Genomic DNA, 13,958 nt, shown 5'->3' on the forward strand with positions numbered 1-13,958 from the left:
AAAAGTAATAAAATTCCTTTTATATATCTTAAAAAAAGTTAATAAAAAATACTTTTTTAAATATATATAATTTGTTAATTTTGACTATTAAATTATATTCATTTTTTAAATTATAATTTTTACAAAATAAAATATTTAATATAATTAGACTAAATACAAAATATTTTAGACTAATTTTTTCATTTTTATGCTTTGTCTTAGATTGCTAAAAAGTTAGATTGTTAAGTACTTTGGTCTTTGTGCGAAAAAATTATATTTTTTTCATAAAACATTATACAATTAATAAAAACCACAAAATTAATAAAAGTTTGTGGTTTTTAAGATAAGTTATTTATTATTCATTTTGTTGAGATAAAACTTCTGTTGGATCTTTTGGTGTATCATCTTTTAATACCTTAAAGTCTAAATGTGGACCAAGTGCAACACCATATTTTGAAGGTTCTGAAACTTTACCAATAACTTGACCTTCATCTACAACATCACCTACAGCAACCGATACATTTTCTTCTAGTTGACTGTATGTAGATACCCAACCGTTACCGTGGTTGATAACAACAGTTTGTCCTATTTCATCATCTAAAAATATATTTTCTACAATACCTTCTGCGGTAGCCTTTACATCTGTGCCAACTGGAGTAGATATACAAATAGAATCACTTACTTTGTATTGGTCAAGTGTTTTATCATATACAGAAGTTGACATATCAAACTTAGATACTATATTACCAAACACAGGCCAAGACATTTCTTGTTCATCATCAAATAAACTAAAAATTTTCTCATCTTCTTTAAGTGAAGTACTATTATTTTGGGTTTCATTTGTAGTAGTTTCTGTTTTTAAATCTTCAGATTTTGTAGTAGTTGTAACTGAATCTTTTAAAGTTTTTTGGTAATTTGTAGTAGTTGTTATTTCTGTAGACATTTCAGTTTCTTTGTAGCTTTTTACATCACTTTTATTAACAGGTTCAAAGTAAGTATCTTCTTCTGTTTTTACTATTTGGTTATCTTCCTTAGTAAAGCTATTATAGGATAAATAAAGACTGGCAACAATAGCAATTGCTATAAAAGAACATAAAGCAATAGAAAATCCGTTCTTTTTAAAAAAGTTATTATTGTTATTCATTAATAACACCTCCAATCTTATTATTGACTTAGTTGTAAATATTATTCAATCTTTATAAAAAATTTTTAAATAAAAATAAAAAAACACTTTAAATAATTTGATTTTTTTAGTATAATATATAAAAATAAATATTAATGGAGGATTTTATGCCTGCTATAAAGCTTATAAATATTGGTTTTGGTAATATTGTTTTGGCTAATAGAATTATAGCTATAGTAAGCCCAGAATCTGCACCTATAAAAAGACTAATACAAGAGGCAAGAGATAAAGGGCAACTTGTTGATGCTACATATGGAAGAAGAACAAGAGCTGTAATTATAACAGATAGCGAATACATAATATTATCTTCTGTACAACCAGAAACAGTAGCCAATAGAATTGTTACTAAAGAAAACAACGATTCTGAACAAGATGAATGTGACATGGAATAAATTTTCAAAGGAGAGTAAATAATGAATAAGAAGGGATTGTTGGTTATAGTATCTGGCCCCTCTGGTGCTGGTAAGGGCACAGTTGTATCAGAGCTTATAAAAAACAAATCATACGCTTTATCTACATCTATAACAACTAGAGAAGCTAGACAAGGTGAAGTAGATGGAGTACATTATTTTTTTAGAGATACTGAAGAATTTAAAAAAATGATAGAAAAAAATGAACTTTTAGAATATGCCGAGTTTTGTGGAAATTATTATGGCACGCCTATGTTTTATGTTCAAGAACAATTAGAACAAGGTAAAAATGTTATTTTAGAAATAGAAGTTCAAGGTGCTTTACAAGTTAAAGAAAGATATAAAGATGCTATACTTATATTTTTAACACCACCTAATATAACTGAGCTTAGAAATAGATTAGAAAAAAGAGCTACTGAAACTTTAGAAAAAATAAATATGCGTATGAAAAGAGCAAGAGAAGAAATAACTCTTATTAATAAATATGACTACATAGTTATAAACAACATAGTTGAAGAAGCTGTTAAAGATATAAATAATATAGTTGAAAGCGAAAAAATGTCTGCTAAAAGACATACAGGTTTAATAGATATATTTTTAGAAGGAGTTGAAGAATAGATGTTAAAACCATCTTATGCAGAATTAATGGATGTATTAAATAAAAATAGTAATGAAAGTGATGAAATAACAAGTAGATATACTATAGTTATTGCTGCAGCTAAAAGAGCAAGACAAATAATAGAAGGTGATGAACCAATGGTTAAAAATAGACCAGGTAAACCAGTTTCTACGGCTGTTGATGAAATATTAAATAATAAAATAAAAGTTGTTCCTGAAGGAGAAGGTACAGTTTTAGTTTTTAATAATGAAATGGAAAATAAAATAAATGATTTAGATATAAATGATATAGATATTAGTGATTTAGACACTCAAACTAATGAAGTAGATAATGAAGAAATAGACCAATAGATTTAAAAAGTCTTTGTAATATCAAAGACTTTTTAAATTAGTTTATAAAATAAAAATTTAATGTAAAACTTATTTATTTTAATATTAATTAAGGTGGAAAACTTATGAAATATGCAGAAATAATATTAGATATAACTAATGAAAAATTAGATAAAATTTTTCATTATGCTATACCAGAAAATATGCAACAAAATATTTGTATAGGTATGAGAGTTTTTGTACCTTTTGGTAAAGCAAATCGTATTCGAGAAGGATATGTAATAGGTTTTACAGATATTATAGATATAGATGAAAAATATATAAAAAACATATATAGTTTACCAGATGAATATACAATTTTTAATAAAAATATGATAGAGGTTGCAAAATTTATGGCAGATAAATATTATTGTAGTTTATCTGAATGTTTACAGTGTATTATGCCTAAAATAATGAAAGATAAAACATATAAATATGCCAATATAAATTATGAGCTTCCTAATATTCAAGAAAAAATCAATAATATAATACTTAAAAATAATGCACAAAGTAAAGTTTTAAAATTTTTATTAAAAAATGATAATGTTAGTATTTATGAAATAAAAAATATATTAGAAATAAGCTTAAGCCCAATACAAACATTAGAAAAAAATGGTATTATAAAAATAAGTTCTAAAAAAATAAAAAGAAATGTAATAAATATAGAAAAATACAATAAAACACAACATTTAAATTTGAATGATAAACAAACTAATGCTTTAAATTTTATAAAGCAAAAAATAGATGAAAAAAGCAATAAACCTATACTTTTACACGGTGTTACAGGTAGTGGAAAAACAGAAGTATATTTACAATTAATAGATTATATTTTAAATATGGGAAAACAAGCTATTATTCTTGTACCAGAAATATCTTTAACGCCACAAACAGTAGAAAGATTTATAGGTAGATTTGGTAAAAAAGTTAGTGTAACACATTCTAGGTTAAGTGATGGAGAAAGGTTTGAACAATGGCAGAAAGCTAAAAATAATGAAATTGATATTATGATAGGAGCTAGATCTGCCATATTTACACCATTTGAAAATTTAGGTATAATAATAATTGACGAAGAACACGAGTCTACTTATAAATCTGAAAGTACACCTAAGTATAATGTTAAAGAAATAGCAGAAAAAATATGTAGCTTAACAAGTTCAACTCTTGTTCTTGGTAGTGCAACACCTAGTATAGATACTTATTATAAAACGCAAAATAACTTATATGATATAGTTTGTATAGATGAAAGAGTAAATAATAATATGCCAGACATAAATGTAATAGATATGAGAAAAGAGTTGGAAATGGGTAATACATCTATATTTAGCAAGGAACTTTTTAAAGCTATAAAAGAAAATCTCGAAAGTGGAATGCAAACTATTTTATTTTTAAATAGAAGAGGGCATTCTACATTTGTATCTTGTAGAAAATGTGGGTATGTTATGGAGTGTAAAAACTGTAATATAAGCTATACATATCATCTAAAAGAAAATAAGCTTATATGTCATTATTGTAATAGTATAGAAAATGTTCCTACTGTTTGTCCTAACTGTAACTCTAATTATATAAAATATTTTGGAATTGGTACTCAAAAAATAGAAGAACAAATAAAAAAATATTTTAAAGATGCTAGAGTAATGAGAATAGATATAGATACTACAACTAAAAAAAATAGCCATCAAAATATATTAGATGATTTTAAAGAACATAAAGCAGATATTTTAATAGGTACTCAAATGATAGCTAAAGGTTTAGATTTTCCTAAAGTATCTTTAGTTGGAGTTATAGCATCAGATATTATGTTAAATACAGGTGGTTATAAAAGTGCTGAAAATACTTTTCAACTTTTAACTCAGGTTGCAGGTAGGGCAGGTAGGGCAGATGCTAAGGGTAAAGTTTTTATACAAACATATAACCCAGAGCATTATAGTATAACTTTTGCTAAAAATAATGATTATGTTGGTTTTTATGAAAAAGAAATATTAGAAAGAGAAATTACGTTTTATCCACCATTTTCAAATATATTTTTTATAATGATATCTGGTGAAGATGAACAAAAAGTTTTAAAAGCTATAAATTTTTTACATAAAGTTATGGTATATTATAATCAAAAGACTAATTTTTATTTATCAGATATAGCTAAAGCGTATATTTATAAAGTAAATAAACAATATAGATACAAGATAATGATAAAGGCTTCAGATGAAATTAGGCTTAAAAATTTTGTTATATACTGTGTCAATATTTTAAAACAGAAAATAGATGTTAATAAACTAAATATTATATTAAGTTTAAACCCTAATTATATACAATAAAGGAGGATAAGTAATGGCACTTAGAAAAATTAGGTTATCAACAGATGAGGTTCTTAGAAAAAAATCAAAAGAAGTAACAGAAATAAATGATAAAATATTAGAGCTTTTAGATGATATGGCAGACACTATGTATGATGCTAATGGTGTTGGATTAGCAGCACCTCAAGTAGGAGTGCTTAGACGTGTTATAGTTATAGATATTGGTGAAGGGCTTATAGAGCTTATAAATCCAGTTATTGTAGATACTAATGGAGAACAATTTGGAGAAGAGGGCTGTCTTAGTGTTCCTAACAAAGCTGGAGATGTTAGAAGACCAAATTATTGTAAAGTAGAAGGTCTAAATAGATATGGAGAAAAAATAGTTGTAGAAGGTGAAGAGCTTATGGCTAGAGCTTTATGCCACGAAATAGACCACCTAGATGGTATACTTTATATAGATAAAGTAGAAGGTGAAATAGAAGATGTATAAGGAGTGATTTTTTTGAATATAGTTTTTATGGGTACGCCAGATTTTGCCGTAGAAAGTTTAAAAAAGCTTATTGAAAAACATAATGTTATTGCAGTTATATCTCAACCAGATAAGCCAAAAGGAAGAGGAAAAAAACTTGTAAATACACCAGTTAAACAATTTGCTATTGATAATGGAATAGAAAAAATTTATCAACCAGAAAAAATAAAAGATGAAGACTTTGTAAAAGAGCTTAAAAAATTAAATGCAGATTTATTCGTTGTTGTAGCTTATGGACAAATTTTATCAGAACAAGTTTTAAATATACCTAAGTATGGTTGTATAAATGTACACGGTTCTTTACTTCCTAAATATAGAGGAGCAGCACCTATACAATGGTCTATAATAAATGGTGAAGAAAAAACAGGTGTAACCATTATGTATATGGAAAAAGGATTAGATTCTGGAGATATGATTTTAAAAGAAGAAATCATCATAGAAAAAACAGAAACTTATAAAACATTACACGATAAAATGAGTATAGTTGGGGCAGAAGCCCTTATAAGAGCTATAGATTTAATAGAAAATGGTAATGTTAATGCAAAAAAACAACAACATGATGAAGCTACTTATGCTCCTATGATAACTAAAGAAATGGGACATATAAAATGGGATAATACTTCTAAAGATATAATAAACTTAATAAGAGGTATTAATCCTATACCTATGGCTTATACTATATATAAAGATGAAGTTTTTAAAATAAGTGAAGCAGAAGAAGTATTTGGCTATAATGGCAATATTGGAGAAATAGTTGATATACAAAAAGAGGGCTTTGTTGTAAAAACTAAAGATTCTTCTATAATAATAAAAGAATTGCAAGCTAAAGGTGGCAAAAGAATGAAAACTTCAGATTATTTAAGAGGGCATTCTATTGAAAAAAATGTAATATTGTGTTAGTATATTTTATATAAAAATTTAAAGGTTGGTGTTTGTTATGTTTTATGGAACTTTTTTTGACCCGACAATGCTTATAATAATACCTGGTGTAATATTAGCTAGTATAGCACAGCTTAAAATAAGCTCGGCTTATGGAAGATACTCTCAAATAGCTAGTAGTAAAGGGTTAAGGGGAGCAGATGTTGCTAAAGAGCTTTTAAGAATTGCTGGAATATCAGATGTTTCTGTTGAAATGATAGGTGGTAGATTAAGTGACCATTATGACCCAATGAAAAAAGTTGTAAGGCTATCTAATGATGTTTACTATGGAAATAGTATTGCATCTTTAAGTGTTGCTGCACACGAAGTAGGCCACGCAATACAACATCATTATGGCTATATGCCTTTAACAATTAGAAGTAGTATAGCGCCTATTGTAGGCTTTAGCTCAAGAGTATCTTGGATATTAATAACAATCGGTTTAATATTTGGATTTATGGGTAGCAGTATTTTATTGTTAAAAATAGGTATATTTTTATTTACAGCAGTTGTTATTTTTCAAATAATAACATTACCAGTAGAATTTAATGCATCTAAAAGAGCTTTAGATATGTTAGAAGAGTATTCTTTTTTACAAAAAAACGAAGTAGATGGTTCTAGAAAAGTTTTAGGAGCGGCAGCTTTAACATATGTTGCGGCAGCTTTAACAGGTATATTACAATTATTAAGATTAATAGTTATTTTAAATAATAGAGAAGATTAAATTTTATAAGGTTATATATTAGCTATATAAAGTGCTAAATATAACCTTTTTTATTGATTAATAAAGGACTTTTAGAAATATTTTATAGCATATATAAAGTTGTAAAATGCTATATAAATTAATATATAAAATATTACATACCAAAATTATTATAAAATTTTAATAAAAATTAATAGTTAAAAAAAATGTTATTTGAAATAGGTTAATATTAAAAAATTATATATATAGCATTTTTATTATTTATAAATCTTTAAGTATAGATTTTTAAAAGATATTTTACATACATTAAAAAAGTGTAGTATAAACTACACTTTTTTATAAGATACACTCATATTTGACAAAAATGGCTGTTAATTAATTATGAGATAATTACATTTTTATAAACTATTAATATATGTTTCTAAATTAGATTTTATAACAGTAACTTTAGGACCGTATATTACTTGTACACCTTGTCCTTTTTTAATAACACCAGATGCACCACTAGATTTTAATATAGCTTCATTAACTTTTTCAGGGTCTTTTACTGTAATTCTAAGTCTTGTAGCACAACAATCTACGTCGCTTAAATTATCTTTTCCACCAAGACCTTCTAATATCATAGCAGAAAGTTCATCATTGTTATTATCATTATTTTTATTAGAATCTTTTTTAGCATTTAAGTCAGCTCTTGTATAAAGTTTAACCTCTTCATCTTCATCTTCTCTACCAGGAGTTTTAAGGTTAAGTTTTTTGATAAGGAAGTAGAATAAAAAGAAGTAAACTACAAAATATACAATGCCAACAAATACAATATTTATCCAATTTGTTTTTTCATTACCTTGCATTATACCAAATAATGTCATATCGATAAGACCGCCTGAGAATGTCATACCAACACCAACTTTTAATATATGCATTATCATATAAGCAAGACCTGCAAATACACAATGGATAACATATAGTAAAGGTGCAACAAATAAGAATGTAAATTCTAAAGGTTCTGTTATACCTGTTAACATAGATGTAAGCGCAGCAGATACTAATAGACTAGAAACTACTTTTCTTTTTTCTGGTTTAGCACATTTATACATAGCTAATGCAGCACCAGGTAAACCAAATATCATAAGAGGGAATTTACCAGACATAAATCTTGTTGCCTCTGTGTTAAAGTGTTGGATACCAGGGCTAGCAAGCTCTGCAAAGAAGATATTTTGAGCACCTTCTACTAAAACACCATTTACCATAGCAGTTCCACCAACGGCAGTTTGCCAAAATGGAAGGTAGAACACGTGGTGTAAACCAAAAGGTATTAAAGCTCTTTCCATAAATCCATATACAAATGTACCAGCATAGCCTGAGCTAATAACTAAAGCACCAACTTTATTTATACCCATTTGAACAGTAGGCCATATAAAGAACATTAAAATACCTACAAAAAGATATACAATAGCACTTATAATAGGCACAAATCTTGTTCCACCAAAAAATGATAAAACTTGTGGTAGCTCTATTTTATAAAACCTATTATGTAAAGCAGCAACACCTAAACCTACAATAATACCACCAAAAACACCCATTTGTAAAGATGTTATACCTAAAACAGATGTAGTAGAACCTGATAACATTTGCTCTGCGCCACCATTTATTTTGATTAATGCACTAATAGATGAGTGCATTATAAAAAATGCAATAGCTCCAGATAAAGCTGCAACTTCTTTTTCAGCCTTAGCCATACCTATTGCTACCCCCATAGCAAATATTATAGGCAAATTATCAAAAACAACACCACCAGCACTATTTAATATAGAGAAAAAGTCGTTTAAAACAGTGCCTGGACCCATAATACCAGTGAGATTATATGTTTGTAACATAGTTTCGTTAGTAAAGGAACCACCTATACCTAAAAACAATCCGGCTACTGGTAAAATAGCTATAGGGAGCATAAAAGATCTACCTATACGTTGCAAAACAGCAAAAATTTTATCTTTCATAAATACATACTCCTTTATTTTTAATAATTAACAGCTAAAATTATTTAAAATATACAATGTAAGTGTATACTAAACTAATAAAATATGCAAATTAACTATATAACTTGCTATAACCAGATATTAATCATACTATATTTAAGCATTTTTGTCAAGGTTTACTAGAATTCGATATAATTTACTTTTAAAATATACATATATTTTTCTATTGACAAAGAAAAAAATTTATAATATCATAAATATATGAACAGATATTCATATATAGGAGGCGTTATTTTGGATAATAACAAAATAGATATTTGTAATTGTTTTGATAAAAATAAAGTTGATTTTATTAAATCTAAATCTTTATCAGATGAGATAATTTATGATATGGCAGATTTTTTTAAAGTTTTTTCTGACTCTACTAGAGTAAAGATATTATATACTTTATTAGAAAGTGAAATGTGCGTCGGAGATTTAGTAGAAGCTTTAGGAATGAATCAATCGGCAGTTTCTCATCAATTAAGAATTTTAAGGCAAAATAATATAGTAAAATTTAGAAAAGAAGGTAAAGCGGTTATATATTCTTTAGATGATTCTCATGTATTTGAAATTTTAAGCCAAGGGCTTTCACATTTATTGCACAAGATAAATTATAAGGAGGGCTTTGATGAAAAATGAAAACAGAAAAATTTAACATAATAGGCTTAGATTGTGCACATTGTGCAGGTCTTATTGAAGAACAAATAAATAAATTAGATATTGTAGATAATGCTAATTTAGATTTTATAAATAAAACTATAAAAATAAATTTTAAAGATTTTGTTGATATAAAAACAGAGGTTAAAAATATTCAAAATCTTATAGATAAAATAGAACCTGGAGTAAAAATAGAGCCAATATCTAAAAATACACAAACCAAAGAAAGTGTTAAAGAAAAATATGATAAAATTAAATTAATAAGAATATCATTAGGCATAATTATATTTATTATGGCTAACATTACTAACAATATATTAATTTATGCGATTTCATATTTAACCTTAGGGTATGATATACTCCTTAAAGCATTAAAAAATATAGTTAGAGGAAAAGTATTTGATGAAAATTTTTTAATGAGCTTAGCAACTGTTGGAGCTATAATAATAGGTGAATATCCAGAAGCAGTAGCTGTTATGTTATTTTATCAAATAGGAGAATATTTTCAAGAAAAAGCAGTTGGAAAATCTAGAAATGCTATAAAATCATTAATAAATATAAAAGCAGAATATGCAACAAAAGAAAATGGAGAAAAAGTTGAACCAGAAAGCATAAATATAGATGATATAATAATTGTAAAGCCAGGAGAAAAAGTACCTCTTGATGGTGTAGTTATAGAAGGAAGTTCATTTTTAGATATGAGTGCTTTAATAGGTGAATCGGTACCTAGAAAAGTTACTACTGGAGATGAAATTTTAAGCGGAAGCATAAATAACAATAGTGTAATAAAAATAAAAGTAACTAAAGAGTATAAAAATTCGACTGTGTCAAAAATATTAGATTTAGTTGAAAATTCTTCAAGTAAAAAATCTAAAACAGAAAGTTTTATAACTAAATTTGCAAAAATATATACACCTATAATTGTTATGTGTGCATTATTTTTAGCTATAATACCTCCATTGTTTACTGGATTTAATTTTATAGATTGGATAGAAAAAAGTTTAGTATTTTTAGTATCTTCTTGTCCTTGTGCTTTAGTTGTTTCTATACCTTTAAGCTTTTTTAGCGGTATAGGTGAGGCTTCAAAAAGAGGTATATTAATAAAAGGTAGTATGTATATGCAAAATTTGAGCCTTATAGATACAATAGTTTTTGATAAAACTGGTACACTAACAAAAGGTGTTTTTGAAATAAGTAAAATAGAGACAAATGAAACTGATAAATTAGAATTTTTAAATATAGTGTATAGTTTAGAACAATTATCTATACATCCTGTTGCTAAATCTATAGTAGAATATTGTAAAAATAGTGTATCTAATATTGAAATTAAAACAGTTGAAGATTTTGAAGAAATAAGTGGGTATGGTATAAAAGGTAAGATTTCTGAAGATGAAATCTTACTTGGAAGTAGTAAGTTATTAAATAAATATAATGTAGAACATACAAAAATTAATGAAAATGGAACAGTTGTTTATGTAGCTAAAAATAAAAAATGTATAGGATATATATTAGTATCAGATATAATAAAAGAAGAAGCAAAACAAACAATTAAAATGTTGAAAAAGTCTGGAATATCTAAAACAGTTATGTTAAGTGGAGATAGAAAAGAAACGGCAAATTATGTTTCTAATTATATTAATATAGATGAAGTTTACTCTGAGCTATTGCCACAAGATAAAGTAAGTATATTTGAATCTATAAAAGAAAAAAATAATAATAAAGTTGCTTTTGTTGGAGATGGAATAAATGATGCACCGGTTTTAGCTATATCAGATGTTGGAATAGCTATGGGAGGCGTTGGTTCAGATTCGGCAATAGAGGCATCAGATGTTGTTATAATGAATGATGATTTAAGAAAAATAAATGATGCTATAACTATAAGTAAAAAAACATTAAAAATTGTAAAATCAAATATTATCTTTTCTTTATCAATAAAATTTATAGTATTAGTATTGGCAGTATTTGGATATGCTACAATGTGGGAAGGTGTTTTTGCAGATGTTGGTGTATCTGTAATAGCAATATTAAATGCTATGAGGAAAAAAATAAAATAAAGTAAATAAAAACACTCTATATAAAAATTAGAGTGTTTGAGGTTGTAGACTTTGTCTACAACCTTTCAAAAAAATAATTTTATTATTTTTTTGAGTTATTGTATGAAAAAAAGCAGATTTATTCGCATAAGGGCTAAAGCCCCTATAAATCTAGCTTTTTACACAATATGAGGCAAAGCCCCATGAATTTTTATGCAAAGCATAAAAATAAAAAAATTACTAATAAAATATTTTGTCTACAGTCTTAAACACTTTATATAAAAATTAGAGTGTTTTTATATATTTAAATTAATATCCAAGTTCTTCTTCAACTAATATAACTTTTATTCTATTTTTATACCTACTATATCTAGTTATAGAGGTAACACAACATATAGTTTCAGAAGATAAACAATCATAATAATTTCCTTTAATTTTACAAGGAGTATTTCTATTTAAACGCATATCATTTATAGGTGAGGCGTAGTTTTTTACTCTATCAATAGCAGAAGCTTGATCTTTTTCTATTTTATTTATACCAACTATTAAAATAACATTTTTAGGTCCATATATCATAGCAGCCACTCTATTACCAGTTCCATCAATGTTAACTATTTTGCCATCTAATGTAATAGCATTAGCACTAGCAAGATAAAAATCACTATCAAATGCTTTTCTATAAATAGAGTCAATTTCCTCTTGAGTGGTTGCTTTTGCTCTATCAAAAAGTTGATAATCACCATTATAAAGCGCATCTATTAAACCTATTTGTAATATACTTTGAGAACCACCCCAACATATTGTTGATTTTTCTGGAATAAGCTCTAAAGCTTTTTTTAAAGCATCTTCTTTTGTTTTTACAAAAAAGCCTTGCATATTTCTTTTTTCTAAGTTTTCTATAATTTTTTTAGAATTAATATTGTTATATAGTTCTTTTGGTGTCATAAAAAAGCCTCCATTACATTAAAATTAATTTAAAGATATAAAATTTTTAACAATATCTTCTAAAGTATCTCTTTTTCTTATAACAACAATTTCTCCATTTTCCCTTATTAATATTTCGGCAGGGCGTAATCTATTATTATAGTTAGAGCTCATAACGTGTCCATAAGCTCCAGCATCTAATATTCCTAAAATATCACCTTTTTTTAAATTAGGTAATAGTCTATTTTTAGCTATTATATCACCAGTTTCACATATGTTACCAACAACTGTTATTGGTTCTATTTTGTCAGATTTTTCATCAGATTTTCTATAAACTTCTATGTCGTGATGTGAATCATACATAACAGGTCTTGCTAATACATTAAACCCTATGTCTGTACCAGCATATTTATTATTTTCATTATTTTTTATAGCGTGTACAGTGCCTAATAAAACACCACATTCTGCAACAATATATCTACCAGGCTCTATTTTAAAATTAATTTTTTTACCATATTCTTTAGAAAAGTCTTCAAATATTTCATTTAATTTTTCACCAAGATATTTAATATCTAAAGTATTATAATTTTCGTCTAGCTTATTGTATGGTATGCCAAATCCGCCACCTAAATCTATAAATTCTAATGTTTCAAATTGTTTAGCAATTGATAAGATCGCATAAACACCTTCGATATATTTATTTGCGTCCATAAATAATGAACCAATATGTTGATTTATACCTACTAACGTTAGGTTATATTTTTTTAAAGTATCTTTAAGTAATTTTATTTCATTAGAATTTACACCAAATTTTGTATTTTTACCAGCAGTTATAACTTTTTCGTGATGACCTGCACCAATTCCACCATTAAAACGAACAGCAACTTTACCACCAGGGTTTATTTGCCCAAATTGTTCTAACTGACATATAGAGTCTACACTTATTAAAACATTATTATTTATTGCATATTGCATTTCTTCTTTAGAAACATTATTACTTATGAAAAATATTTTTTCTGGAGAAAAACCAGCTTTAAATTCAATATACATTTCGCCAATAGACATAGCATCAACATTTAAACCTTCTTGATTTACTATTTCTAATATAGCTAAATTGCTATTAGCTTTTGCAGAATAGTTTACTATAAAATTTTTATAAGATACAAGATTTTTCATCTCTTTTATTTTTTCACGAAGTATTTTTTCATTGTATACATATAAAGGACTACCATATTTTTCAATTAAATCTATAGGTGAATGTCCCATATAAAAATTTGTATTATCTGTAACTTTTGATATTAATTTTTGCATAACAAGCCTCCTTGTATT

12 protein-coding genes and 1 pseudogene are annotated in these 13,958 nt (G+C 26.4%); 9 read left to right on the plus strand and 4 right to left on the minus strand.

Annotated features, from left to right (window positions below; all coding sequences use genetic code 11):
- Window positions 1-334 precede the first annotated feature (334 nt).
- The gene (locus NBW53_RS03720; protein ID WP_250278742.1) at window positions 335-1,123 is read right to left on the minus strand and encodes a M23 family metallopeptidase; all 789 of its coding nucleotides are present in this window, start codon (window positions 1,121-1,123) and stop codon (window positions 335-337) included.
- A 146-nt stretch (window positions 1,124-1,269) separates the two neighbouring features.
- On the opposite strand from NBW53_RS03720, the gene remA reads away from it, so the two are divergent.
- The 7 genes from remA to NBW53_RS03755 all read left to right on the plus strand — a co-directional run bounded on the left by remA (window position 1,270) and on the right by NBW53_RS03755 (window position 7,021).
- Window positions 1,270-1,554: an extracellular matrix/biofilm regulator RemA gene (remA, locus tag NBW53_RS03725; RefSeq protein WP_250278743.1), complete on the plus strand. Its 285-nt coding sequence runs from the start codon at window positions 1,270-1,272 to the stop codon at window positions 1,552-1,554.
- 21 nt (window positions 1,555-1,575) lie between these two features.
- Window positions 1,576-2,190, plus strand: a complete 615-nt coding sequence (gmk, locus tag NBW53_RS03730) for a guanylate kinase (protein WP_250278744.1) — start codon at window positions 1,576-1,578, stop codon at window positions 2,188-2,190.
- A complete protein-coding gene (rpoZ, locus tag NBW53_RS03735; RefSeq protein WP_250278745.1) occupies window positions 2,191-2,541 on the plus strand; it encodes a DNA-directed RNA polymerase subunit omega in 351 nt (116 codons plus the stop codon).
- A gap of 104 nt (window positions 2,542-2,645) precedes the next feature.
- On the plus strand, window positions 2,646-4,871 hold the full coding sequence (gene priA, locus NBW53_RS03740; RefSeq protein ID WP_250278746.1) for a primosomal protein N': 2,226 nt from the start codon (window positions 2,646-2,648) through the stop codon (window positions 4,869-4,871).
- A gap of 13 nt (window positions 4,872-4,884) precedes the next feature.
- Entirely contained in the window at window positions 4,885-5,340 is a 456-nt protein-coding gene (gene def, locus NBW53_RS03745) for a peptide deformylase (RefSeq protein ID WP_250278747.1), read from the plus strand.
- 12 nt (window positions 5,341-5,352) lie between these two features.
- Window positions 5,353-6,279: a methionyl-tRNA formyltransferase gene (fmt, locus tag NBW53_RS03750; protein ID WP_250278748.1), complete on the plus strand. Its 927-nt coding sequence runs from the start codon at window positions 5,353-5,355 to the stop codon at window positions 6,277-6,279.
- 37 nt (window positions 6,280-6,316) lie between these two features.
- On the plus strand, window positions 6,317-7,021 hold the full coding sequence (locus NBW53_RS03755; protein ID WP_250278749.1) for a zinc metallopeptidase: 705 nt from the start codon (window positions 6,317-6,319) through the stop codon (window positions 7,019-7,021).
- A gap of 383 nt (window positions 7,022-7,404) precedes the next feature.
- Here the strand turns inward: NBW53_RS03755 and NBW53_RS03760 are convergent.
- Window positions 7,405-8,994, minus strand: a pseudogene (locus tag NBW53_RS03760) (PTS transporter subunit EIIC); the annotation flags it as partial.
- 330 nt (window positions 8,995-9,324) lie between these two features.
- On the opposite strand from NBW53_RS03760, the gene NBW53_RS03765 reads away from it, so the two are divergent.
- The gene (locus tag NBW53_RS03765; RefSeq protein ID WP_408647050.1) at window positions 9,325-9,654 is read left to right on the plus strand and encodes an ArsR/SmtB family transcription factor; all 330 of its coding nucleotides are present in this window, start codon (window positions 9,325-9,327) and stop codon (window positions 9,652-9,654) included.
- Window positions 9,651-11,726, plus strand: a complete 2,076-nt coding sequence (locus tag NBW53_RS03770; RefSeq protein WP_250278751.1) for a heavy metal translocating P-type ATPase — start codon at window positions 9,651-9,653, stop codon at window positions 11,724-11,726. Before NBW53_RS03765 ends, NBW53_RS03770 begins: the two co-directional genes overlap by 4 nt.
- Window positions 11,727-12,014: 288 nt before the next feature.
- On the opposite strand, the gene NBW53_RS03775 is transcribed toward NBW53_RS03770, so the two are convergent.
- Complete coding sequence (locus NBW53_RS03775; protein ID WP_250278752.1) at window positions 12,015-12,650, minus strand: lactate utilization protein; 636 nt, start codon at window positions 12,648-12,650, stop codon at window positions 12,015-12,017.
- A 24-nt stretch (window positions 12,651-12,674) separates the two neighbouring features.
- Window positions 12,675-13,940 (minus strand): diaminopimelate decarboxylase, encoded by a 1,266-nt coding sequence (gene lysA / locus NBW53_RS03780; protein WP_250278753.1) that lies wholly within the window; start codon window positions 13,938-13,940, stop codon window positions 12,675-12,677.
- Between the last annotated feature and the right edge of the window lie 18 nt (window positions 13,941-13,958).

The organism is [Clostridium] colinum, from assembly GCF_940677205.1.
Lineage (GTDB): Bacteria > Bacillota > Clostridia > Lachnospirales > CAG-274 > Tyzzerella > Tyzzerella colina.

What these genes read in the sequence shown, in the direction of transcription:
- NBW53_RS03720 (WP_250278742.1), bottom strand. Translation starts at nt 1,123, where the DNA reads ATGAATAACAATAATAACTTTTTTAAAAAGAACGGATTTTCTATTGCT.
- remA (WP_250278743.1), top strand. Translation starts at nt 1,270, where the DNA reads ATGCCTGCTATAAAGCTTATAAATATTGGTTTTGGTAATATTGTTTTG.
- gmk (WP_250278744.1), top strand. Translation starts at nt 1,576, where the DNA reads ATGAATAAGAAGGGATTGTTGGTTATAGTATCTGGCCCCTCTGGTGCT.
- rpoZ (WP_250278745.1), top strand. Translation starts at nt 2,191, where the DNA reads ATGTTAAAACCATCTTATGCAGAATTAATGGATGTATTAAATAAAAAT.
- priA (WP_250278746.1), top strand. Translation starts at nt 2,646, where the DNA reads ATGAAATATGCAGAAATAATATTAGATATAACTAATGAAAAATTAGAT.
- def (WP_250278747.1), top strand. Translation starts at nt 4,885, where the DNA reads ATGGCACTTAGAAAAATTAGGTTATCAACAGATGAGGTTCTTAGAAAA.
- NBW53_RS03755 (WP_250278749.1), top strand. Translation starts at nt 6,317, where the DNA reads ATGTTTTATGGAACTTTTTTTGACCCGACAATGCTTATAATAATACCT.
- NBW53_RS03770 (WP_250278751.1), top strand. Translation starts at nt 9,651, where the DNA reads ATGAAAACAGAAAAATTTAACATAATAGGCTTAGATTGTGCACATTGT.
- NBW53_RS03775 (WP_250278752.1), bottom strand. Translation starts at nt 12,650, where the DNA reads ATGACACCAAAAGAACTATATAACAATATTAATTCTAAAAAAATTATA.
- lysA (WP_250278753.1), bottom strand. Translation starts at nt 13,940, where the DNA reads ATGCAAAAATTAATATCAAAAGTTACAGATAATACAAATTTTTATATG.